Origin of the sequence: Alteromonas pelagimontana (assembly GCF_002499975.2) — a bacterium.
Classification (GTDB): Bacteria; Pseudomonadota; Gammaproteobacteria; order Enterobacterales; family Alteromonadaceae; genus Alteromonas; species Alteromonas pelagimontana.
On the sequence record NZ_CP052766.1, the window covers coordinates 1,820,547 to 1,843,922 of the forward strand.

Below are 23,376 nucleotides of genomic sequence, written 5' to 3' on the forward strand. Positions count from 1 at the left end.
TTGCTTGAGGAAAGATTGACGATCCGGTTTTAGCTGAACAAGCATACTGAATGCGAAGTGATATTAATTGGCGTTAAATCCGAACTGCCGGGACAGCAAAACCTGCTTCCAGTGACTTTCGCGCCTAAGAACATCTTTTTCGCTAGTATGTGTGTCAGCTATTTCAAGAATGGCAAATCGAAAATGGTTGGATGATGATGTCCCCATTTCTTCTAGTAGTTGCCGCAGTTCTTTATTGCCGCCATGTCCGTTAGCCGCATATTGAACCCATCGTTGGTACAGCCCGCCCTCGCCAGTTGCGCTTCCGATATACAACTTGCCTGAAGCCGTGTCGGATATAACATAGACACCTGCAACGCTGGATAATGCCGAGCGCCATGATTCAATCGATTGGCGCACAATGGTATCCAGTTCTACTTTTGAAATGTTGACGTTGCGGTAGCCAGGAAAGTCGGCAATAGACATTCTTTCAGATCTAATCTCATCGATAAGAAGTGTCGGTGCCAATGTTTCCGCATTGCGGTATGACTGGCGACCTTGGCGCTCAAATGCTACTACTAAACGCCCGTTGAATTGCGAGCAGCGTTCTAATAGCCTTAGATCATAAATATAGCCTTTTAATGACTCCTGCCATTGAGCGCCATGCGACTCGTATAAGCCCGCTAATAACCAGCGATGCGGCTGTGGAAGAGCAATAAGTGACACTACATATCGGCGCTCAAAATTTTTCTTGCTCTGCCAACTCTGAAACTCATCAAATTTGCCTGCCAGGTAAGCGTCCAAAGGGTGATCTTCGCCACTTAGGGAGGCTAGGTGCAGCTTACAATTAGTTTCTAAAAGTTCAGGCATAGTAGCCCTGAAAAAGCTAAAAAGATCCATCTATCCACGCGGTACATCAGATTTTGTCTACAAGGGAATGTACTATGCTGCTAATCAAAATACACCTAGAAGGTATGAATTTCTTGTTGGCCGATGTGTTATTGGTCATCAAGAGTTCCGAGCGTAGTTCCACAATTGTAATTAACATCTGCCACGTAAAGAAATTTACGAGACATTTTTTGGTATTGGTTTGCCAGCCTAAATAATTGCCCCTAAATATGGCGTTGTTGCCCAAATTGAACTTTAAGACGTTTGCCTTATCAGATCGTGAAATAGATTAGCGACGAATGGGCATGGGCAACGCGAAGAACAAGATATCCAATTGATCGACGTACAATCAGGCGCTGGTTGATCGCGGTTCAATTACCTTCTGGATAGATGTGACTGGCTATTATAGAGTCGTTAGAAAAAGTAATCGCAGACGATGAGAGGTTCATGGAAAGAAGTGATAGAAAGTGGATTTTGGCGAGTTTATCCAACTGTTACTTAGCTGTAGGCAATGACAAAGAAGCCAAAGTTTATGAAGAGCGCTTTTTATCAGAAGAACTCGCTGACTGGGAAGAACAAACCTTTGATGAAGGAAAAGTTGCTGATTAAAAAGCATTTGAAAAGTTTCAGGATTTAAACTAGTTGAATACTTCGCAAGCTTATACTTTTAAGTAGCTTTACTAAAATTAAGTTGAAATAGTGGAAACTCAATCAGAACTTCCACTTTCCAACTTTATTTAGAATCTACAAAAAGAACTTTCGCTCCTTTTCTTATTCCACCGTCACTGACTTCGCCAGGTTCCGGGGTTGATCCACATCGGTTCCTTTAATTAAGGCGACGTAGTAAGACAACAATTGCAGCGGTAAGGTATAAACAATGGGCGCTATCGGGCCTTCGCAGTGCGGTACGTTGATAACCCGCATGGTGTCGTCGCTGGCAAAGGCGGCGTCTTTATCGGCGAACACGTACATCAGGCCGCCGCGGGCACGTACTTCTTCCACGTTAGATTTTAGCTTTTCCAACAGTTCATTATTGGGCGCGACAACGATAACTGGCATTTCTTCGTCAATAAGCGCCAGCGGGCCGTGTTTTAGCTCACCAGATGCGTAAGCTTCTGCGTGGATGTACGAAATTTCTTTTAATTTAAGCGCACCTTCCATTGCAATCGGGTACTGATCGCCTCGCCCTAAGAACAAGCTATGGTTCTTGTCAGCAAACTCTTCTGCCAGATCTTCGATTCCTTGGGTAATGGCCAGGGTTTCTTCCAATTTAGCGGGTAAGCTATGTAGCGCGGCGACTATGGTTTGATGATTAGTGTCGCTTAGCCCGTGGTGTTGACCTAACGCCAAAGTCAGCATTAAAAACGCGGTTAATTGGGTGGTGAATGCTTTGGTTGATGCCACACCAATTTCGGCGCCAGCGCGGGTCATAAATGCAAAATCAGATTCACGTACCAGCGACGAGCCGGGTACGTTGCAAATGGTGAGGCTGGACATGTAGCCCAGTTCTTTAGCCAGACGTAACGCGGCGAGTGTATCTGCGGTTTCGCCCGACTGGGAAATGGTCACCAGTAAGCTGTTTGCATGTACCACAGATTTGCGATAGCGGAACTCAGACGCAATTTCTACATTACAAGAAACGTTGGCGTATTGTTCCAGCCAGTAGCGCGCGGTCATGCCGGCGTGATAACTGGTGCCGCAGGCAATAATTTGTACGTGCTTCACTTTGGCTAAAACTTCATCCGCGCCCACGCCAAAAACATCGGGCAGCAAGCCGCGCTCGTCCAAACGCTGCTGTAGTGTATTGCGCACTACTGTGGGTTGCTCGTGAATTTCTTTTAGCATGTAATGGCGATAGCCCGCTTTGTCGCCAGCATCATGTTCAATGTTTGACTCTATAACTTCCCGCTCTACCGGGTTGCCATTAACGTCAAAAATGTTCACTTCGCGGCGGGTAATTTCAGCCACGTCGCCTTCTTCTAAAAAGATAAAGCGACGCGTCACCGGTAGCAGCGCCATTTGATCAGAGGCAATAAAGTTTTCACCTAAACCCAAACCGATGACTAACGGGCTTCCGGAGCGCGCCACAATTACGCGCGACGCATCTTCGCGATCCATAATCACTGTGCCGTAGGCGCCATGAAATTGCTTAACGGATTGTTGCACTGCGCTAAGTAAATCTGCGCCTTCTTGCATTTGCGCATGCACAGTGTGGGCAATCGTTTCAGTGTCGGTATCGCTGGTAAAGGTGTAACCCTGTTTAGTCAGCTTTTCCCGCAGCGCCAGATAATTTTCAATAATGCCATTATGCACAACAGCAATGCGTTCATTTGAGCAGTGAGGATGGGCGTTTCTTTCGGTTACGCCGCCGTGAGTCGCCCAACGGGTGTGGGCGATGCCGGTTGTGCCAAGGGCTTCCCCTGCGGCAACGGCATCAACCAGTTCCTGTACCTTACCGGTGCGACGAATTCGGGTTAAGGTGCCATCGGTTTGCAGCAATGCCACACCCGCTGAGTCATAGCCGCGATATTCCAGGCGCTTCAGGCCTTCCAGTAAAATTTCTACTACATTACGTTCGGCAACTGCACCGACTATTCCGCACATAATTCTTCTCCGTTCGGGGCGGTGATTAGCACCTGCACACCTTGCTGCTCAATGTTGTATTTCACACTTTCATCAATACTGCTATCTGTCACCAGCACGGAAATATTTTCCCACGCTAATTCAAGGTTCGGCATTTTGTGTGAAAGTTTGTTGGATTCGGCCATTATCACCACGCGCTTTGCGGCTTTCGCCATTGCTCGGGTAAGCCCGGTTAATTCGTTAAATGTAGTCGTACCGCGGGTAACGTCGATACCCGCGGCACCAATAAAAGCAAGATCAAAACTGTAGGCGGCAATCATTTTTTCTGCCATATGTCCCTGAAACGACTGCGACTGCGCGTCCCAGGTGCCGCCTGTCATCAGCACAGTGGGTTCATTATCCCCCGCGGTAAGGACATTTGCTGCATGCAGGGAATTCGTCATTATCACCAGCTTAGAATAATTGCTTAAGAAAGGAAGGATGGCGCTAGTGGTACTGCCGCAGTCCAGAATGATTTTTTGGCCATTGCTAACTAACGACGCCGCAATTTTACCGATGCCATTTTTCTGCTCGGAAATATTGCTACCCGCTTCAATATGGTGACCAGGTATGGGCGCGGCACCACCAAACTGGCGCAGCAACAGGTTTTGCCCGGCGAGAAAAGCCAGGTCTTTGCGGATAGTGACTTCAGAAGTATGAAATTCACCAGCCAGCTCATCTACCTGTACATGTCCATGTTCATTTACCCAGTCCACAATATCGCGACGACGTTGCTGGGTATTTCTCTTTTGCATTTTGAAACTTATAAATTACGATATGAAAGAAATATAAATCAAATATATTACGAATTGCAAGAACAGTTTTTATTTCAGCCTATCCGGGGTAAAAATAAACGGCACATTTTGCTGGCCTAATTCGCTGGCACGTTCCATCAGTGCAATCACCGGCAGCACACTCTGGGCTGTCGCAGGCAGTGACGTTTTGTTAGTTAAGCCAGTATAGAGCTGCTGATAAAACGTGGCGTATTCACCTTTAGCTGTAGGTATGGTTTTGCAACTTTTGTCATCACAGAAATGGCCGTTTTCGGCTTCAGAGGTAAACCCCCACTGCGGATCGGCCAATGATACTGCGGCTTTTAGCTGGTCTTCCTGAGGATCCAAACCGTACTTGCGATAACTTCCTTTGTCTCCCTGCACATCAAACCGTAAGGTGTTTGCTGCCTGAAAAGGGGAACTTCCCAGAGTCACCACCACATCAGAATAATAAAAAGTAAGTTCAAAGGCATCGTCACTTTGCCCGCCTTCACGCAATGTAAGAATGTGCCCACTGACTTTTTCCGGCGTTCCGAATAACTGCATGCACTGGTCAATGAGATGCGGCCCAAGATCCCAGAAAATTCCGCTTCCCGGACCGGCATTTTCGCGCCAGCGATCACGAGGCATAGGCCGGAATCGGTCAAAGCGACTTACTACCCGCTTTACGTTGCCCAATTCGCCGCTTTGCATAAGCTGCTGCACTGTCAGGAAATCGCCGTCGAAGCGTCTGTTTTGATAGACGCAAAGGCTTAACTGGCTTTTCTCTGCAAGGTGAACAAGGTATTTGGCATCGGCTGTTGATAGCGTAAATGGCTTTTCCACCAACACATGGCTACCTGCCTCCAAAGCCGCTTTAGCTTGGGTAAAATGTAAATGATTAGGCGTGGTGATAATGGTTAAATCCGGCGACAGCGTCTGCAGCGCCGTGTCGATATCGGCATATACCGCCGCCTGCGGTAGCACCTTATGAACATCATCAGCACGAGACGACACCACGCCAGTAATGTGGAAGCCAGGATTATCCAGCAAAAAAGGAAGATGAAAAGTGGTGGCAGAAAAACCGAATCCGACTATTAATGTTTGAATCATACAAGCCTATCCTCGATACCTAAATTGATAAAAAAGCCAGCATTACGCTGGCTTAGAGTTAACTTTTCTTTTGTGGTCGTGACCAGTTTATTATATTGCGCTGTTTACTGCGTGCGACAGAAAGCGTTGCCTCCTGAACATCCGAGGTAATGGTGGAACCTGCTCCTACCGTCGCCCCTTTACCAATATTAACTGGTGCAACCAATGCGGAATTAGAGCCGATAAAGGCATTGTCGCCGATGACAGTTTTAAACTTGTTTACGCCATCGTAGTTGCAGGTAATAGTACCCGCACCGATATTAGCGCCAGCCCCGACGTCGGCATCGCCAAGGTAAGTAAGATGATTGGCCTTTGCGCCTTCACCGAGCACTGTTTTCTTCATCTCGACAAAGTTGCCGACTTTCGATTTAGCGCGCATAACGGCGCCAGGACGTAATCTGGCAAAAGGACCAACGGTACAGTTAACCCCAACCTGAGCGCCTTCAATAATTGAATTTGCCTCTATCACTGCACCGTCGGCAATGTCACAGTCGATTAGTATGCAGTTAGCGCCAATGCGCACGTTGTCGCCTAAGCTGACATTGCCTTGCATGACGACGTTGATATCCACAAACACATCCTGGCCTGCTTTCACCGTACCACGAATATCCAGGCGCAGAGGATCAGCCAAAGTAACACCTTCCAGCATCAACGCTTTAGCCTGACGCGCCTGCAATGCTCGCTCAATGTTGGCTAACTGTACGCGATTATTGATGCCTTCCACTTCAATGGCCGAATCGGGCTGGGCCGCACGAATGGTCTTACCTTCACTGGCAGCCATGGCGATGACGTCGGTTAGATAATATTCGCCCTGCGCGTTATTGTTGCTTAAGTTACCTAGCCAGGCTTTTAACGCGGCGCCGTTCATCATCATCATGCCGGTATTGATTTCACGTATTGCCCGCTGCGCCTCTGTGGCATCTTTATGCTCAACGATCGCGGTAATATTGTCGTCAGTGCGTATGATTCTGCCCATGCCAGTAGGATCGTCCAGTTCCACCGTTAGCAGGGCCAGATCGCTTTGCGCCTTCACGTCCACCAGCCGTTGTAATGTTTGCTGCTGAATTAACGGCGCATCACCAACCAGAATCAGAACATCTTCATCATCTTTAATATGCGGAATGGCCTGCTGTACAGCATGGCCGGTACCCAACTGCTCTTCCTGTAAACACCAGTTCAGATTTTCGCCGGTGACAGTGGCTTTAAGTTGGTCGCCGCCGTGGCCATAGATCAAGTGAACAGCGGTGGCATCCATCGCTTCAACAGTATTGATAATACGTTGAACCATGGGAATTCCCCCAACTTTATGTAGCACTTTTGGCAGTGCCGATTTCATGCGGGTGCCTTTACCGGCGGCTAATATTACGACAGAAAAAGCCATGCAAAATCCTTGTGGTTAATTCGTTATTTCGGTTTTACTGAAAATGTTTGGTCTTAGTGTAACTAACGCTCAATCACAAGTCAGCGTCTGTTTTATGAATTTCAACGTGCTAAATAGCTGGATCTGCTTATTGCGCCTAGTAGTTCATATCTTGAGCAGGTATAATTTATACTTAATCAAAGCGTTATATGAGTCTGACTTGTTTGCCAGGGAGTGTGAGTAGTCTGTGAACGCCTTCAGGACCCTTCATCGAAGTGTTTTATTGCTTTTTGCAATTGTCGTTGTTGCCATTGTTACCTTGGTGCACTTTAGTGTATCCACGATAGTGGCGGAACAAAGTCGCGCTCAGCAACAGTCTCTTTCTCCTGCCTTTTCACTTATTGTCGAACAGTTAATAAAACCACTTCATACTGCCGAAGTACTGAGCAAATCGCCGGAACTGGTGGACTTAATGGATGCCGAGACCATTGATCCTCAGCAAATTCATTCAATGTTAAATCGCTTAGGCGAAGATTTTGATTTAGCCTTTTTTATTGCCAGTGAAAAAGCGCGTATGCAATATAATTCCGATGGGCCTGACATTCCTTTAATCAAGAATAAAGTGAACTGGTACTTCAAATATAAAGCGCTTGATAAGCCCGCGGTGACAGATATTGGTAAGTGGGAAAACACGCATTTCTACATTGATATAAAAATTTTTAATGATGACGGTGAATTTCTCGGATTTTTTGGCGTTGGGAAAAGCCTTAAAAGCTTCGTCAGTGTGTTTGAATCTTACAAACTGCAGTACGGTTACGACTTCTTATTTGTGAATGACGTTGGCGATATAATGCTTTCTTCTGACGCGGACCTGATGGCGGAATCTTCTGACTTCACTAATTTATCGGAGCTGCCGTGGTTTGCAACTTTGCCCGATGATGTAAAAGATCAGCGGAATCTGAATAATCGTCTGGTAACAATAAATCAGCAGGAATATCTCGTAGCGGAAGTAAAACTGAATCAGTTTGACTGGACAGTGTTTTTGTTAAGCCCGCTTGACAAGCGCAAAGCCGATATATCCCACGCCTTTGTAATCAGCGTTGTGACTTTGCTGGTGGTAGTATTTTCGCTGTTTATGATGATTTACCACTTGCTGCATTATTTTCGCAGAGATCTGAGTCCGGAAGCTGCGGGTCGAAGCGTAAACCGGTTACTTGATCAAAACCGGATAGAGAAGCAATTTGATGATTTTTTGGCTGCTCATCACTCCGTGAGTATGGTGTTGGTGGGAATAGATAATTTTGCCTCTATTAACGATACCTACGGCAGAAATACTGGCGACAACGTACTTGATTCTATTGCTGCTTATTTATTTGCCGATAAGCGCAATAAAGACGTACTAGGGCGCTGGAGCAGCGAAGAGTTTGTAATACTTTTACCTGATACAGGGCCTCACGAAGCGGTGGATATTGCACAAAACTTACGCCACGGCATTGCCACGCTAGCGGGCCCTTCAAACCATCCTCAATTGCAGCTAACCGGCTCCTTCGGGATCTCTTTTACTGCCAGTCCACGACCAATGAGTGAAGTTGCAGCCAACGCAGAAGATGCCCTTTACCAAGCCCGCCGGGACGGCAACAACCTGGTGAAAATGCAGCTAATTGAGTGACAATAGAAGCAACATCAAGGCCTTTCCCGACAATTCGTAGTGTTTAGCCTAAGCCATGCCTAAGGTTGTCCGGTAATGGCTTTACGTCGGGCAAACTTAGCGGTGATCCTCGTTGTCAGTGCCACCCCTGTTAAAATAAGCACGCCGCCTAGCATCGATTGGAACGACAGTATTTCATTGAGAAACATCAACCCCCAGCCAATACCAAATAATGGCACCAGATATGCTACGGTTATGGCTTTCGCCGGACCAATATTGGCAATTAAATTAAAGTACAAAATGTAGGCAATACCGGTACCACCAAGCGCTAGCGCAATCGCATTCATCCACGCGCCGCTAGAAGGCATAGCTTCAGGCCAGGTCACCAATGCAAAGGGAAGCAGCATGATAGCAGCAAATGCCTGACTTCCTGTTGCAACAGCCAGAGGCTTTACGTTGTGTAGCCAGCGCTTCATCATGCAAGCAGCAAGGCCATAACAAAAGGTTGCCAATAGCGCCGAAAGTATCGGCAGAAAAGTCACGTCACCGCCGCCTACTTTCTGCACGCTAATGGTAGCCACGCCGGTAAACCCGATGATCAACCCTACAATGGCGACATTGTTCAGTTTATCTTTCAGCCATGCAAAGGCAATGACAGCACCAAACATGGGCGCGGTGGCGTTGAGAATGGCATTAACGCCGGCTTCAAGGTACAGGCTGCTGAAGTTAAACAGCACAAAAGGCACGGCAGTATTAACTCCACCGATTACTGCGATAGCTTTCCAATGCCGTTGTAGGTCGCTCCAGGCTGTTGCCATCATTAAAAATGGGATCAATACCAGAGTGGCGAGTACCGTTCTCACCTCCACCAGCGCGTAGATGCCAAATTCAGGTGCAGCTACACGCATAAAAATGAAAGAGCCACCCCAAATGGCGCCTAATAAGAAAAGTGAAAACGTGTCTTTGATACTCATGCTGTTACCGGAACTCCTTCTAAATTCAGTAGATACGCCTTTCGCTGCATTCCGCCAGCATAGCCGGTAAGTCTGCCGTTGCTGCCGATAATCCGATGACAGGGAACAACAATAGCAATAGGGTTGCGACCGTTTGCCATTCCCACCGCACGAGCACCTTTCGGGCGACCGACTTTTTGCGCGATAATTCCGTAGCTGGCAGTTGTGCCAAATTCAACTTCGCTAAGCGCCCGCCAAACTTGCTGCTGAAAGGGCGTTCCCTGCATAGACAGCGGCAAATCGAAACGTTGCAACTTGCCAGCGAAATAGGCTTGTAGCTGCTGGCAAGCTTCTTGTGTCAGTTCGGAAGGTGCCAGGTCGGAAGGTGCCAAGTCGCAAGATGTTTGCCCCAGAAAGCGGGGTTCAATAAATCTGACAGCAGTAATTCCATTGTCATCAGCAGTTACGCAAATACTGCCACAGGGACTTTTAATTTTTTGATTATACATTGGAAATTTTCTCTTTTTGTAGCCGATCTGCCAGTTCCCATAACTGCAACGTTAAATAACTGCGCCAGGGGGCCGCGGCTTCAGGTTCTAGCGCCATTGCGCCAGCCATTCTTTTGGCAATGAGATCCGTGCCCAGATACACATCCGGCAAGCTATGGCCTCGCATCATAATGTAATCTCGCGTCCAGGGCCCTACGCCTTTTATCGCCAGTATGGCATTTTCAGTTAATGGGGTTTGCGTATCCCACTCAGCCACCGTTGCCGCAAACAGTCGTAACGCTTGTCGGCGCGCTTGCGGCATTTTTAAAAACTCCAGAGCATGCGCTTCCACGGCAGCCGCTGTGGGAAAGGCGGTGCCAAAAGGTGTGATTTCCCCCAGCTTTGAAACCAGCAAATTTACTGCATTAATAGCTGCCTTCACCGATACCTGCTGACCCACAATTGCTCTGCAACCGGCTTCAAATTCGCTCCATACGCCGGGCAGTCTTATTCCCGTTAGTTGTTGAGCAGCAGGAATACCAGCACGGGCGAGCGCCTGTTGAATAATATCCGGATTGGCTTGCACATCCAGCACTCTGGCTACATTTGCCATAACATTTCTCACTTGAGACAGATCGGAAATTTCAAGTGAGACATTGAAACGTTGCTGGTCAGGACAGTGCGTGGCTACAACCTTGCCGCTTGCAACGCCATAGGTAAATACACGCGCATAAGCAGAGGATGAAATTTCCTCTACCCCTGAAATCTGCCGCCTTAGCAGAAAGTCTCTTACAAACGACCAGTCATACGGTGGCAGATAAGAGAGCTGCAAAGTGACCACCGGAGCACTGGGTTGTACAGCAAGCGGTGAGTGGCTTTTTCGAAGCATTGACGGCGAGAGTTGCCAGTACTTTTTCATCATATCCTGCAGCCGACGAGGCGACTCGAAACCCGCAGCAACAGCCACACTGGTCACATCAATACGACTTTGCTGCAGCAAGCTTTTTGCAAAAAGCAGTTGGTGATAAACCTGAATTTGTTTGGGCGAAATCCCGAGGTGCGTAGTCATGAGCTTATGCAGATACCGTACGGAGATACCCAGTCGCTGCGCGATAATAGTCACCGGTTGCGGAGGAATAGCGGCAAGTAAGGTTAGCGCACGCTGTACGGTGGTAGTCACACCTAACCATGCAAAAGAGCCTGGTGCACTGTCCGGCCGACACCGCAAACAGGGGCGGTATCCGTCGCGCATGGCTTCTAATGATAGCCGATAGTACGCAACATTTTTTTCCTGCGGTAGTCGCGCCGGGCAAATGGGACGACAAAATATACCTGTGGATTTCACTGCCACGAAAAATTTGCCGTCAAAACGGGAATCCCGCGCCAGGCGCGCTTCGCTAAATTGCTTTTGCTGCGCTTCTGAAATTAATAATTCACCGGTATCCGACATAATTACAGTACCAAAAGGCCAACTCATAACGCACAGTTTACGTCATTAATCAGGTGAAGAAGCGATAAAATCGGCACTCACCTGACAGGAAATCAGCTGGATATTTGCAGGCTACAATTCGCGTGGCAGTTGATTATAACTTTTCCCATACGCATAATACGGCGAGACGAGAATATGCTTGCCATAAGGAATATGGCAGTAAAATAACTACTGGAGAACCTTTGCCGAATTTGATTACCTGCTTTGCAGTCTGGTTTCGGATAGTGCTGCCCCTGCTATTGCTATTGGGAATGACGGCATCTGCCAGCGGGGAAGAGTGGCTGTCTGACTACGCCAGACATGTAAGGCAGCAGGCTATCAAGTATCAGGTGCCTGGTTACGCATTTGTATATTATCAGCAGGGCGAAACCCCAAAGGTTTATGTATACGGTAAAACGCATAGAAACGGTAAAGCTGTTACCGCCGATACTGTGTTTCGGCTGGCATCCGTTTCTAAATCTTTTACTGCCTTGCTCATGGCCAAGCTGGTAGAAGAAGGTAAGCTTAGCTGGGATACCCCCATTGGCACACTAGTTTCTGATATACCGTTCACCGGCCAAGGCATGGATCAGTTGGCACTTAAACATATTGTGGGGCAGTCGAGCGGCTTCATGCCCAATGCCTACGATAACCTTATTGAAGCTGACTACCCGCTTAACAAAGTGCTACAACAGCTATCCCGGTTGGAGCCAATTTGCGCACCTGGCGATTGTTACACCTACCAAAACGCTCTATTTGGTGCTATTGAATATTATCTGGTGGGCGAAGGAACATCCTACCATCGCCAGATTCACGATCAGTTATTTGTTCCTTTGGGTATGAACACTGCCAGCGCTGGCAAAGGCGGTTTACTTGCCTCCAAAGAATGGGCACGCCCGCACATTGCAATTGCCCGTAACAAGTGGCGTGAAGGCGCAGTGGAAAGTAATTATTACCGCTTTACACCTGCTGCGGGTGTCAATGCCAGTATCACTGACATGACTATTTATCTTCAGGCGCTGCTAGGCGAGTTTCCTACCATTGTGCCACCTGAAATTGTCGACACTATTACTACCCCACGAGTCACAACTACTCGAGAAACCTACCGTCGCGGCTGGAGAGAACACTTAAACGATGCTCATTACGGACGAGGCTGGCGAATTTACAACTTTGACGGACACACAATTAACTATCACGGCGGCTGGGTAAAAGGTTATCGTGCAGATGTGTCTTTTGCGCCGGATTTCCGCTCAGGCTACGTGATGTTGATGAATGCTGAGTCGAATATGATAAACACGACAACTGCAGAATTTTGGGAGCGATACTTTGAACACGCTGCCGAAAAAAAGTGATCGGCAGCGTGAAGGTGTTTTAGGATTGGGTTTTCAGATAGGTATAGCCGCTTAAACAGTTTTCATAGAAATCTGTCCAGCGCACCCCTTCCCGAGGGTTCATATTGCCGCTGGCAACATGGCGATCAATCAGTCTTTTTACATCAGATGCCATGGCGCGAGGGTTGTATTGCATAATACTCAGCACATCTTCTACTGAGGAACCTTTCACCACTTCTTCAATATAAAAATCTTGCGGATCATCGTCATAACTGAAGATATGCACTTCGTTCAAACGCCCAAACAAGTTGTGCATGTCTCCCATTACGTCCTGATAGGCACCGGTGAGAAACAACCCAATGTAATAAGGTTCGTCTTTATGCAACTTGTGCATAGGTAGAATATCGGTGATTTCACGGCCAATAGTAAACTGATCAATTTTGCCATCGCTGTCGCAGGTAATGTCTACCAGCGAGCAGTTTACATCTGGCTTTTCATTCATTCGCGTAAGCGGCACCACCGGCAGCAACTGGTCGATTGCCCAGGTATCGGCGGCAGACTGAAACACCGAGAAATTACAAAGATACTGGGACGACAGACTGTAATCCAGCTCCTGAAGATCTTCAGGCACATATTCCGCATCGGCGTAGTGGGCTTTTAAACGCGTCATTAACTGCCAATACAAGGTTTCAATTTTACCCAACTCTTCCAGCGTCAGCACCCGCAGTTTAAAGGCATCAACTGCCTGCTCTTTGTACTGTGATGCGTCGTTAAAGACTTCCTGCATATTCATTTGCTGGTCAAAAGTATCTACCAATTCACGAATATTCTTTACAAAAAGGTGTTCACCCGCTTTCACACTGGTATCAATTTCGGCGCTGTTTGAACGAATTTCACCTACTACGTCGGTTATCACGCAGCTATGGTGTGCAGTAATCGCTCGCCCACTTTCACTGACTAACGTCGGATGCGGCACGCCTTCTAAATCGCAGACTTCTTTCATGCCATAAACCACGTCGGCAACGTATTCCTGCATGCTGTAGTTTCGCGAAGACTCATTGGTAGAGTTACTGCCGTCGTAATCTATACCCAGACCGCCGCCAACATCCACATATTCCAGCTCAAAGCCCATTTTATGCAGCTCAGCATAAATTCGAGCGCCTTCGGTCATGGCTTCTTTTACCGCACGAATATCGGTAAGCTGGCTGCCAATATGAAAGTGCAGCAGCTTAAGGCAATGACTTAGTCCTTGCTCTTTCAAATAGCGTGCAGTTTTAATAATTTCTGCAATGGTAAGACCAAATTTAGCACGCTCGCCGCCAGAGCTTTCCCACTTACCGCGGCCTTTCACCGTCATCTTTGACCGCACGCCAATAATGGGATCAATTCCCAGCTCTTTGGCAATGCGCACCAGCAAAATCAGCTCAGAGTACTTTTCCACTACAACAACTATTTTACGGCCAAGCTTGCGCCCAAGCAGCGCCAGACGCATAAATTCTTCGTCTTTATAGCCGTTTAATACCGTCAGCGAATCTTCGTTAATATTCATGGCCAGCACGGTTATCAGTTCCGCTTTTGAACCCGCTTCCAAACCATAGTTAAACGGCGCGCCCGCATCGACGATTTCTTCTACCACTTCGCGCATCTGGTTTACTTTTACCGGATAGACGCCTTGGTATTTACCCTGATACTCAGCTTCTGCAATTACACTACGAAAAGTGGTGTTGAGATTAGCAACCTGCGAACGTAACACATCGTGAAAACGCACCACCACAGGAAACTGCACGCCTTCTTCGCGGATTTCATCAATCACCGCTTTGAAGTCAATGCGAATACTGTTGTCAGACGGTACAGGCGTTACCTGCACGTTACCGTTTTCACCAATTTCAAAATAGCCACCACCCCAGCGCGAGACGCCATAGAGCTTTTCAGCTTCTTCGATGCTCCAATCAGACAATGTTGTTCACCATTTAAAGTTGAATGCCTTGTCAGAGGGACTCACAAGCCATGCAGTAATAAGTCTAAAATAATAACCGCGTATTATAGTCATCCCATATGACGACGCTATGTAAATTATCGCTTTTTCTACACTTTATCTTAATATTCTTATAAACGCTAAAGCCGTTGAGAGTTCACTTTTACCCGCACATCAAGCGCCTGCACAATCTAAAGCTGGTATTTTCCCGTACCCTATGTGTTATAGCGGGTTGTTACGCAGAACGCTGTCTTATAAACAGCGATAACAGGAGAACAGCGATGACCACTGCCATTCTCACAATCGATCAAGGCACAACATCATCACGGGCCATTATTTTTGATGAAAATTTCAAGCCGGCTTTCGCCGCCCAGCAGGAGTATCAACAATATTATCCTGCTCGCGGATGGGTAGAACACGATCCGGAAGACATCTGGGAAACCACCGTATCAGTGTGTCAGGAGGCGCTTGCAGCGGCCAGGGAAAAAGGCCTGAAAGTCGTCGGTATTGGTTTGGTCAATCAACGGGAAACCACCTTAGTCTGGGAGAAAAAAACGGGCAAACCTGTTTATAATGCAATTGTCTGGCAAGACCGCCGCACCGCCAATGCGTGTAAAGCCTTACAACAATACGAGCCATGGATCACCGAAAAAACCGGTCTGCGGATGGACCCATACTTCTCTGCCACTAAAATAAAATGGATTTTAGACAACGTAAGTGGCGCAAGAGGGCGCGCAGCCAGAGGCGAACTGGCGTTTGGCACTGTCGATTCCTTTCTTATCTGGCGTTTAACTGGCGGTAAAACCCATGTCACTGACACCACTAACGCCAGCCGCACCAACCTTTTTAACTTATCCACACTGCAATGGGACGAAGAACTGCTGGCGCTGTTTAATATTCCCGCCGCCATGATGCCTGAAATTCGCCACTGCGCGGATGATTTTGGCTTAACAGAGCAACACATTCTTAGTGAATCCTTACCCATTTGCGGCGTGGCTGGCGATCAACAAGCGGCGCTTATCGGGCAAGGCTGTTTTAATAAAGGTGAGACAAAAACTACCTTCGGAACTGGCAGTTTTGCGCTGGTAAACACCGGCGATCGGTTAACCTATTCCAGCCACAACTTGTTAACTACCGTTGCCTATACGCTTAAAGAACAAACCTGTTACGCCATTGAAGGCTCCATTTTTGTCGCAGGCGCCGCGGTACAGTGGCTGCGAGACAGTATGGGAATGTTATCCAATGCCGCAGAATCAGAAGCCATTGCCAGCAGTGTTGCAGATGATCACGGCCTGGTTTTGGTGCCAGCCTTTACTGGCCTTGGAGCGCCGTACTGGTCTCCGCAGGCTCGCGGCGCTATTTATGGGCTCACCCGCAGCTCAACTTCCGCGCATGTAGTTAGAGCGACGCTGGAATCGGTAGCTTATCAGACTCAGGATCTGGTTAATTCCATCAAAAGCGACAATATTCCCGTAACCTGCATGAAGGTGGATGGCGGGATGGTGCAAAATAGCTGGCTTTGTCAGTATCTTGCCGATACGCTGAATGTGACCGTCGTTCGCCCTGAGGTTATGGAAACAACAGCGTTGGGCGCTGCATTTTTAGCAGGATTACAACTTGGTATGCGAGAAAACCTGCATGATTTTGCCACCCTGAATCCCACGGAAGCGCAGTTCACTTCCCGCATTGACGAGACTCTGCGGACTCAGCGCAAAAACCGTTGGAATGCGGCCGTTCAGGCGACACTTCTGATGGCAAAAGCAGAAGCATAACGCTCAGCTTTATCAGTAGTGCCCGTTTTCAAGTTTGTGATAGCGAAGCTGAACTTGTAGGCTTGTTATATTTAAAAATAAACACAGGAACGTCAATGTTAAAAACAATATTGGTATGTGCTGCCCTGCTCACTACTGCCGTGCAGGCCAACGTGGGTAAGGTGTCAGAAATTGGTGAAGCCCTTGATTTAGATCAGTACCGCCAAGAGGTAAAAACCCTTGCCAGTGACGAATTTGAAGGTCGTGCCCCGCTTTCTGCCGGTGAAAAAAAGACAATTAGTTATCTCACCAGGCAATTTAAGGAAATGGGACTAAAGCCCGCCTTTCATGGCAGCTACACCCAAAAGGTGCCGCTGGCAAAAATTACGGCCGATCAGAACATGACGCTGAAAATTGGCGACCTTTCGCTCGACAATGGCACAGAGTTTACTGCTCGCACTCAACAGATAGCGGAAAAGATCTCACTGGATAAAAACGAGGTGGTGTTTGTCGGTTATGGCATTAACGCGCCCGAGTACAACTGGAACGATTACGCGAACGTAGACGTTAAAGGAAAAACGGTCATTGTGCTGGTAAACGACCCCGGCTTTGCCTCTAAAAAAGACGAGGATTTTTTTCAGGGTAACGCCATGACCTATTACGGTCGCTGGACTTATAAGTATGAAGAAGCAGCCCGGCAAGGTGCCAAAGCCGTGTTTATCGTGCATGAAACCATGCCCGCCGGTTATGGTTGGGGTGTAGTGCAAAACTCCAACACCAATACTAAATTTACCCTGATTGATGACAACAACAATATGTCACAAGTTGGTGTGATGGGTTGGATGCACATGCGCGCCGCGGAAAAAGTTTTTGAAGCTGCAGATATGAACTACCGCGATATGCAAAAGGCCGCGGCCAAACCCGGATTTAAAGCGCAGCCAATGAACCTGAGCGCAAACCTCACCATGAATAACACCATAGAACGCGAAGAATCGCAAAATGTCGGCGCTATTCTTCCCGGCACAGAAAATCCAGATGAGTGGGTCGTGCTTCATGCTCACTGGGATCATTTAGGAAAAGCCATGGAGAATGGCAAAGAGGTAGTACTGAACGGCGCTGTCGACAATGCCTCTGGCGTAGCCGGCGTGCTGGAATTAGGCAGAGTATTTAAGGCCCAAAGTGAGAAGAAGCCATTTAAACGCACCCTGATGTTCAGTGCGTTTACCGCCGAAGAAACCGGGCTGATAGGCGCCGAGCATTTCGCCAAAAATCCTCCGGTTCCCACCTCGCAGATCGTGGGCTTTTTAAATATTGATGGTATGAACGTGAACGATGGGGTGGATTACGTACTGCAATATGGTGGCGGCGTATCAGAGCTGGACACTTATGTAGAAAACACCGCGAAGAAACAGGGACGTTCTGTTAAAGCGGATCCTCGCCCCCAAAATGGCCTTTTCTTCCGTTCCGATCATTTTGCTCTGGCCCGTGAAGGCGTGCCGTCTGTGCTATTTATGAGCCTGGGCGATACCGACCCTTCGTTTATCGCCAACAAATATCATAAAAGCGGAGACGACTATTTTGCCAGTTGGACGCTTGGCGGCGTAAAGCAGGATTTGGATCTTATTGGGCAGATTATGGCTGAACTGGCGAATAACGGCGATTGGCCGCAGTGGACAACAGATTCTGAATTTAAACAAAAACGCCAGGAGCAACGGCCGTAGCCGCTCGCTATTGCAGTTGAAATAACCGGTTCAAAGATGAGCTGTCGTTACAGTTAAGGGCAGCACGGAAAGTGGCTGACTGTCTCTTTATGCTATTCCACACTGTTGTGTGGAATAGCATTATTATCTTTTGCACTCAATACGTTCCTCAGTTCTTTTCATAAAGCCCGCTTTTCCCGGCCAAAAATTATTGTATTGTGAGCGATGCTGCGCCACTATTTCGCAAATGAGCAGAGACAGCACAATGGCTTATGCAGCGTCTTAAAACCGGCACAACAAGGATACTTCATGTCGTATGATTTTGGTTCTCAGACATTAGGAATTAATAACCCTTTTAAGACCGAGGGGAAATTTCGCGCCGCAAGTGGCGCGCTTCTGTTTTTAGCGGGTTTGATCCCGCTTTTCAACGTCAGCTCGTCATTGAAAACCGAGCCGGTGTTAGGATACACCTACGCCATATTAGGTTTTATTTTACTCGCAGCAGGTAGCCGCCATTTAGGGGTGGGGTTGTTTCAGTTGTTCCGCTACTTCGTCGGACGTTCCGTACCCACTTCTCTAGCGTTTAATCGCTCGCGTTCAGAATCAGATACCGCAAACGCTGAGAAAAAGGCGCTGCTGTACGACGACGATCAACTTCACTCCATGTTAATGGGGAGAAAAAACACCACTTTTGCTGAGCCGGTGGGCTGGGTGGCTCGCCTTATCCATAGCGTATTTCCTAATCTCACTTTTTTGCCTTACCCTATTCGTCACATTGGCCAGGAAGTCGGCGCCATGGCAATCAATTTCGCCACCGCCTTTATTTCTTACCTTATTGTATTTTTCGTTGTTTCTACCGGTCTGGCCGGCATTGTAGTGCAGGAAATCGCCACGCCTGCTCTTTCGCTGTTGTTGCTGATTTATCTTGTTATTTCATGGCGACGCTCGGCTGCTGCATTAAGTACAGTGACCGAAACCCATATGCATTCATCCGCCGGCGCGTCTTTTGGCACATTGATAGCCATGAGTATTCTTATTCCTGTCATCATTGGATTTGGTCTGGACGAATTCACCGGCTGGACAGCGCAGGAGGTATCCGAATTTACCGACGGCCTGTCGCTTTTTTCTGCGTGGCCGAATCTGGGGCTGTTACTGGTTGCCACTCTCATTGTTATCGGCACCATAATTCCGCCTTTAAAGAAGCGGGCGAAAGGCGTTACGCCGTCTACCGATGTCAGCGAGTATCGCGATAATATGCAGGAGAATGTTCATCCCAATGAGATATTCATTAATATTGAAAACATCGTTTTAGCAAATCGCCGGTATAAAGAAATACCCAACCGCATTTACCGTGAGTTTGATCCAAAGCTCATTGAACAAGCCGAGGGTAAAGGCGCGTTTAAAGGTGAGCTTCTTGTTGAAACCCAGCCGCAATTAGCTTTAGACGACGAAAAACTACCCAGCCGCGGGCAAAAAATACTGCTAACAGGGGCTGCGCAAATAGCGCTGCTCCTTGGCTATGTATTTTTCGTGCTGCTGGCGCTGAACATCGCCGATATTATTAGCTATTTCCTGGCGTTGCCAGGGCCGCTTTTAAGTAAACAAACGCTATTGACTATGCTACCGCTGTTAAACGACGTATTGGTATCGCTGTTCGCATGGCTAACTTTCCAGGCGGCGGCCAAGATGCTAAATAATGCTTCACACATATTCTGGGGAGAATTGCAGTTTTCTTCACTGTTGATGTATATGAAAACCGAAGGCACTTATACCGAATCCCGCATTTCTACCGGTATGGCAATTCACGATTCCACCCGTTCAGAAAACGTTGTAGTGCGTTCTTCTATTACTCCCTGGATTATTACCACGCGCCTTCTCACCAGTATCTTTGCCACCAGCGGCAGCGGTAATTTAGAAAGCCCGCGTTTCATTATGGGAATGATGAAAAATGACGATGAGATGGAAAAAATTAAAACCGAGTTGAAGTCTTTCTTGCGTGGCAGGGAGTCGATAGCGTCGATTACCAATGAAGGCGATTTGCAAAATGCCAGCACCATTCATCAGGTTAATCAGCAGACTCGCGCCATTCCCATCCAAGAAGCTGAGGTAGAAAAACTCAACGTTCGCGATAACGACGCTGCGGGCTTTTTGCGCAACAACGATGCTGATGGTAAAAAGTAAGCGTAAATATTTAGTTAGCGTAAAAGCAATTTGAATGAGCATGAGCCAGTGTTAGCGTTCGTGCCTAACACTGGCTCAGCGTTCATTTTAGCTGCGGCTCATTTAACTATTGCAACGTACCAATAGAAGCTGGCTTTAACAGGTAGGTCTGAGCGGCCTTAGGCCACATCAGCGAACTCGCGCACAATGCTGTTAATGGTATCTTTTGCATCGCCAAGCACCATGCGGGTGTTGTCTTTAAAAAATAAGGGGTTATCTACGCCAGCAAAACCTGCGGCGGCGGAGCGTTTTAGTACAAACACGCTGTTTGCCCGATAGGCTTCAATGACAGGCATTCCATAAATTGGACTACCTTTCATTTCTTTTGCCGCTGGATTCACCACGTCGTTTGCGCCTATCACGATAACCACGTCATAATTTTCCATCCGCGGGTTAACGTCGTCCATTTCGTAAAGCTGATCGTACGGCACATCCGCTTCTGCCAATAGCACGTTCATGTGACCGGGCATGCGTCCAGCCACCGGATGAATAGCATATTCTACGGTGCAGCCGTTATCTTCAAGCAGGCTTTGTAGCTCTCTCACCGCATGTTGCGCTTGCGCTACCGCCATGCCATAGCCAGGCACCACCAGCACAGCCTGCGCCGCTTCCAATACATAAAATGCATCTTGCGCCGCCAATACCTTGACTTCCCCTTGAATCTGCTCGCCTGCTTCTACAGGTTTAGCAAAACCTGAAAGCAACACATTCATCAACGAACGGTTCATTGCCTTACACATTATGTTGGTAAGAATCAGACCTGACGCGCCTACTAATAATCCGGTAACAATCAAAATGGTGTTTCCCACCGCCAGCCCGGCTGCTGTGGCAGCAACTCCCGAATAGCTGTTGAGCAACGCGATAACCACCGGCATATCCGCTCCGCCAATAGAAACAGTTGCCAATAAGCCGAAGCTAATAGATAACAAAATGGCCAGGTATAACCACATCGGTTGCTGTGGCTGCGTGATGAATAAGTATCCAACCACAACAAAAGCTAAAAGGTGAAGCACACTGAGTTCCCGCAATCCGGTAAAAATTATCGCTTTTGCTGACATTTTTCCGGAAAGCTTTCCCCATGCTACCAGCGAACCCGAGAAAGTAACGCCTCCAATAAGCACTGTAAGAAATACGGTGGTAAACAAGAAGGTATCAGACCACTGTGCACTGGCAGCATTCAGACTGCTAACCGTGGCCCAACCCAATAATAAAGAAGCCGCCCCGCCGAAGCCGTTGAATAACGATACCATCTGTGGCATTTGCGTCATCTCAACCCGTTTGGCTTTCCACATACCAATAGCTCCGCCAAGTACAAAGCCAAGCAGTATCCACTGATAGCTGATTATCTGCCTGTCGAGCAATGTAACGACAACGGCGACTAACATACCCACAGCTGATATAGCATTACCTTTGCGCGCTGTTGAAGGATGACTTAGCAATTTAAGACCTAGAATAAAAAGCGCGGCAGCTACCACATACGCAAGATTGGTAATAAGTTCGATACTGGTCACTTTGCACTCCCCGCTTTATTTGTTTTCTTTTTGAACATTCCTAACATACGATCCGTTACCAGATAGCCGCCGACCACATTAATGCTTGCTAAGGTTACCGCCGCGGTACCCAGCAGCATGGTTAACCAGTCATTATTGGAACCGGACGCGGCTAAAGCCCCTACCAGCGTAATGCCAGAGATAGCATTTGAGCCAGACATGAGCGGCGTATGCAGCGTAGCGGGAACTTTGCGAATTAATTCAAAACCCAGAAAAGCCGCCAGCAATACAATAAATAACAAATACATCATTTCCATTTTTAGGCTCCTGAGTAAGCGTTTTTCAGCATCTCGTTGATAATGCTGCCGTTGTGGGTAATGACACTGTGGGCAAGAATGTCATCATCTAAATTTACGTTAAATGATTGCGTACCCTCGTCGTAGAACTCTTGAATAAGATTCAACAGATTATTGGCGTACATATCAGTGGCATCTTTTGCTACCCGCTGGCTCCAGTTGCCGGTGCCGATAACAGTAACGCCATGCACATGCGTAATTTCGCCTGCAATCGATCCTTCCACGTTGCCGCCAGAAAGCGCAGCCATATCAACTACCACACTGCCAGGCTTCATAAGCGAAAGGGTTTCTTTACTGATAAGCAATGGTGGACGACGTCCGAATAACTGAGCAGTGGTAATTACGATGTCTGCAGCGGCAATAGCGTCGCGCTGCGCGTCCTGTTGTTTCGCTTTTTGTTCTTCCGTAAGGGCTTGGGCATAGCCATCTTTCGTCTGACCTGTTTCGCCAATATCGATTTTCAGGAACTTACCGCCTAAAGACTCAACCTGTTCCGCCACAACCGCACGCGTGTCGTAGGCCATTACGCTGGCGCCTAAACGTTTTGCTGTCGCAATTGCCTGCAAACCCGCCACACCCGCGCCAATAACAAATACTTTAGCGGGCTTGATGGTGCCTGACGGTGTCATCATCATTGGCAAAATGGCGGGGAGATGATTGGCAGCCTGCAGCATCATTACATAACCAGCCAGGCTGGCTTGAGAGCTGAGAGCATCCATTTTTTGCGCGCGGGATGAGCGCGGGATCATTTCCACTGATAAAGTAGTTAGCTGTTGATTAGCAAGACTCTCTACGGCAGCTTGCTGGAAAAAGGGATCAATATGCCCAACCACAATCGCCCCCGCCTTCATCTTAGCGACATGTTCAGGAAAAGGCCGGTTAACACACAGCAGCATATCTATTTCAGGCAACGCCGCTGCGGGCTCATCAATCATCGTTGCGCCTGCATCAATATAATCGCCATTGCTGTAGCCGGAAAGAATTCCCGCACCGCGTTCTATGTGCAAAGAAATTCCTTTTTTTACCATTCGTTTAGCTGCGCCAGGAGACACTGCGCAACGCTTTTCAACATGTTGCGAGTTCTGTCGCTTTCCCTCATTTAACACCAGTACTTCCAACTTTCTATTCTCCTTGGTTGGTCTAACGAACCACGCTCTACCACGCAGTATGGGCTGATCGTCACTATTGTTAGGCGAATGTAATATCAAATGCCACCGGTGGCAAATAATATTTATATATCGTT

The 23,376-nt window shown here is 47.7% G+C and carries 18 protein-coding genes; 6 read left to right on the forward strand and 12 right to left on the reverse strand.

All coding sequences use genetic code 11. The features are described from left to right. Positions 1-63: 63 nt before the first annotated feature. Positions 64-849 (reverse strand): GIY-YIG nuclease family protein, encoded by a 786-nt coding sequence (locus CA267_RS08110; protein WP_217358057.1) that lies wholly within the window; start codon positions 847-849, stop codon positions 64-66. A gap of 465 nt (positions 850-1,314) precedes the next feature. Here CA267_RS08110 and CA267_RS08115 point away from each other — a divergent pair, with 465 nt between their 5' ends. After that, positions 1,315-1,476: a hypothetical protein gene (locus CA267_RS08115; RefSeq protein ID WP_170669036.1), complete on the forward strand. Its 162-nt coding sequence runs from the start codon at positions 1,315-1,317 to the stop codon at positions 1,474-1,476. 162 nt (positions 1,477-1,638) lie between these two features. On the opposite strand, the gene glmS is transcribed toward CA267_RS08115, so the two are convergent. From glmS to glmU, 4 genes are all read right to left on the reverse strand, one after another. After that, a complete protein-coding gene (glmS, locus tag CA267_RS08120) occupies positions 1,639-3,471 on the reverse strand; it encodes a glutamine--fructose-6-phosphate transaminase (isomerizing) (protein WP_075607955.1) in 1,833 nt (610 codons plus the stop codon). Further along, positions 3,459-4,244, reverse strand: coding sequence for a DeoR/GlpR family DNA-binding transcription regulator (locus CA267_RS08125; RefSeq protein WP_075607954.1), 786 nt, complete (start codon positions 4,242-4,244; stop codon positions 3,459-3,461). Before CA267_RS08125 ends, glmS begins: the two co-directional genes overlap by 13 nt. 69 nt (positions 4,245-4,313) lie before the next feature. Continuing rightward, complete coding sequence (locus CA267_RS08130; RefSeq protein ID WP_075607953.1) at positions 4,314-5,354, reverse strand: Gfo/Idh/MocA family oxidoreductase; 1,041 nt, start codon at positions 5,352-5,354, stop codon at positions 4,314-4,316. Between the two features lie 58 nt (positions 5,355-5,412). Then, entirely contained in the window at positions 5,413-6,774 is a 1,362-nt protein-coding gene (gene glmU / locus CA267_RS08135) for a bifunctional UDP-N-acetylglucosamine diphosphorylase/glucosamine-1-phosphate N-acetyltransferase GlmU (protein ID WP_075607952.1), read from the reverse strand. Positions 6,775-7,000: 226 nt separating this feature from the next. On the opposite strand from glmU, the gene CA267_RS08140 reads away from it, so the two are divergent. Further along, the gene (locus CA267_RS08140; RefSeq protein WP_075607951.1) at positions 7,001-8,422 is read left to right on the forward strand and encodes a diguanylate cyclase domain-containing protein; all 1,422 of its coding nucleotides are present in this window, start codon (positions 7,001-7,003) and stop codon (positions 8,420-8,422) included. 59 nt (positions 8,423-8,481) lie between these two features. On the opposite strand, the gene CA267_RS08145 is transcribed toward CA267_RS08140, so the two are convergent. The 3 genes from CA267_RS08145 to CA267_RS08155 are packed head-to-tail and all read right to left on the reverse strand — an operon-like array spanning position 8,482 to position 11,319. Next, positions 8,482-9,375 (reverse strand): DMT family transporter, encoded by an 894-nt coding sequence (locus CA267_RS08145; protein WP_075607950.1) that lies wholly within the window; start codon positions 9,373-9,375, stop codon positions 8,482-8,484. Further along, complete coding sequence (locus CA267_RS08150; protein ID WP_075607949.1) at positions 9,372-9,863, reverse strand: methylated-DNA--[protein]-cysteine S-methyltransferase; 492 nt, start codon at positions 9,861-9,863, stop codon at positions 9,372-9,374. Before CA267_RS08150 ends, CA267_RS08145 begins: the two co-directional genes overlap by 4 nt. Next, positions 9,856-11,319 (reverse strand): DNA-3-methyladenine glycosylase 2 family protein, encoded by a 1,464-nt coding sequence (locus tag CA267_RS08155; RefSeq protein ID WP_321174007.1) that lies wholly within the window; start codon positions 11,317-11,319, stop codon positions 9,856-9,858. The genes CA267_RS08150 and CA267_RS08155 overlap by 8 nt, the downstream gene beginning before the upstream one ends. A 194-nt stretch (positions 11,320-11,513) precedes the next feature. On the opposite strand from CA267_RS08155, the gene CA267_RS08160 reads away from it, so the two are divergent. Continuing rightward, a complete protein-coding gene (locus CA267_RS08160; protein WP_408609414.1) occupies positions 11,514-12,662 on the forward strand; it encodes a serine hydrolase domain-containing protein in 1,149 nt (382 codons plus the stop codon). A gap of 19 nt (positions 12,663-12,681) precedes the next feature. Here CA267_RS08160 and speA read toward each other — a convergent pair whose 3' ends face one another. Next, positions 12,682-14,598: a biosynthetic arginine decarboxylase gene (gene speA, locus CA267_RS08165; protein ID WP_075607948.1), complete on the reverse strand. Its 1,917-nt coding sequence runs from the start codon at positions 14,596-14,598 to the stop codon at positions 12,682-12,684. Between the two features lie 299 nt (positions 14,599-14,897). Between speA and glpK the strand changes: the two genes are divergently transcribed. From glpK to CA267_RS08180, 3 genes are all read left to right on the forward strand, one after another. Further along, positions 14,898-16,388 carry a glycerol kinase GlpK gene (glpK, locus tag CA267_RS08170; RefSeq protein WP_075607947.1) on the forward strand — a complete coding sequence of 497 codons (1,491 nt, stop codon included), beginning with the start codon at positions 14,898-14,900 and terminating at the stop codon, positions 16,386-16,388. Positions 16,389-16,483: 95 nt separating this feature from the next. Continuing rightward, positions 16,484-18,088 (forward strand): M28 family metallopeptidase, encoded by a 1,605-nt coding sequence (locus CA267_RS08175; RefSeq protein ID WP_075607946.1) that lies wholly within the window; start codon positions 16,484-16,486, stop codon positions 18,086-18,088. A gap of 288 nt (positions 18,089-18,376) precedes the next feature. Next, on the forward strand, positions 18,377-20,248 hold the full coding sequence (locus CA267_RS08180) for a hypothetical protein (RefSeq protein WP_075607945.1): 1,872 nt from the start codon (positions 18,377-18,379) through the stop codon (positions 20,246-20,248). A 158-nt stretch (positions 20,249-20,406) separates the two neighbouring features. On the opposite strand, the gene CA267_RS08185 is transcribed toward CA267_RS08180, so the two are convergent. Genes CA267_RS08185 through CA267_RS08195 form a run of 3 tightly spaced genes read right to left on the reverse strand, consistent with a single transcriptional unit; the run spans position 20,407 to position 23,251 of the window. Continuing rightward, complete coding sequence (locus CA267_RS08185) at positions 20,407-21,798, reverse strand: NAD(P)(+) transhydrogenase (Re/Si-specific) subunit beta (RefSeq protein ID WP_075607944.1); 1,392 nt, start codon at positions 21,796-21,798, stop codon at positions 20,407-20,409. After that, complete coding sequence (locus CA267_RS08190; RefSeq protein ID WP_075607943.1) at positions 21,795-22,094, reverse strand: NAD(P) transhydrogenase subunit alpha; 300 nt, start codon at positions 22,092-22,094, stop codon at positions 21,795-21,797. The genes CA267_RS08185 and CA267_RS08190 overlap by 4 nt, the downstream gene beginning before the upstream one ends. A gap of 2 nt (positions 22,095-22,096) precedes the next feature. Next, positions 22,097-23,251: an NAD(P) transhydrogenase subunit alpha gene (locus tag CA267_RS08195; RefSeq protein WP_075607942.1), complete on the reverse strand. Its 1,155-nt coding sequence runs from the start codon at positions 23,249-23,251 to the stop codon at positions 22,097-22,099. Between the last annotated feature and the right edge of the window lie 125 nt (positions 23,252-23,376).

Coding starts and splice junctions, on each gene's coding strand:
- glpK (WP_075607947.1), top strand. CDS start 14,898: ATGACCACTGCCATTCTCACAATCGATCAAGGCACAACATCATCACGG.
- glmU (WP_075607952.1), bottom strand. CDS start 6,774: ATGGCTTTTTCTGTCGTAATATTAGCCGCCGGTAAAGGCACCCGCATG.
- CA267_RS08180 (WP_075607945.1), top strand. CDS start 18,377: ATGTCGTATGATTTTGGTTCTCAGACATTAGGAATTAATAACCCTTTT.
- CA267_RS08155 (WP_321174007.1), bottom strand. CDS start 11,319: ATGAGTTGGCCTTTTGGTACTGTAATTATGTCGGATACCGGTGAATTA.
- CA267_RS08125 (WP_075607954.1), bottom strand. CDS start 4,244: ATGCAAAAGAGAAATACCCAGCAACGTCGTCGCGATATTGTGGACTGG.
- CA267_RS08190 (WP_075607943.1), bottom strand. CDS start 22,094: ATGGAAATGATGTATTTGTTATTTATTGTATTGCTGGCGGCTTTTCTG.
- CA267_RS08145 (WP_075607950.1), bottom strand. CDS start 9,375: ATGAGTATCAAAGACACGTTTTCACTTTTCTTATTAGGCGCCATTTGG.
- CA267_RS08130 (WP_075607953.1), bottom strand. CDS start 5,354: ATGATTCAAACATTAATAGTCGGATTCGGTTTTTCTGCCACCACTTTT.
- glmS (WP_075607955.1), bottom strand. CDS start 3,471: ATGTGCGGAATAGTCGGTGCAGTTGCCGAACGTAATGTAGTAGAAATT.
- CA267_RS08110 (WP_217358057.1), bottom strand. CDS start 849: ATGCCTGAACTTTTAGAAACTAATTGTAAGCTGCACCTAGCCTCCCTA.
- CA267_RS08175 (WP_075607946.1), top strand. CDS start 16,484: ATGTTAAAAACAATATTGGTATGTGCTGCCCTGCTCACTACTGCCGTG.
- CA267_RS08150 (WP_075607949.1), bottom strand. CDS start 9,863: ATGTATAATCAAAAAATTAAAAGTCCCTGTGGCAGTATTTGCGTAACT.
- CA267_RS08115 (WP_170669036.1), top strand. CDS start 1,315: ATGGAAAGAAGTGATAGAAAGTGGATTTTGGCGAGTTTATCCAACTGT.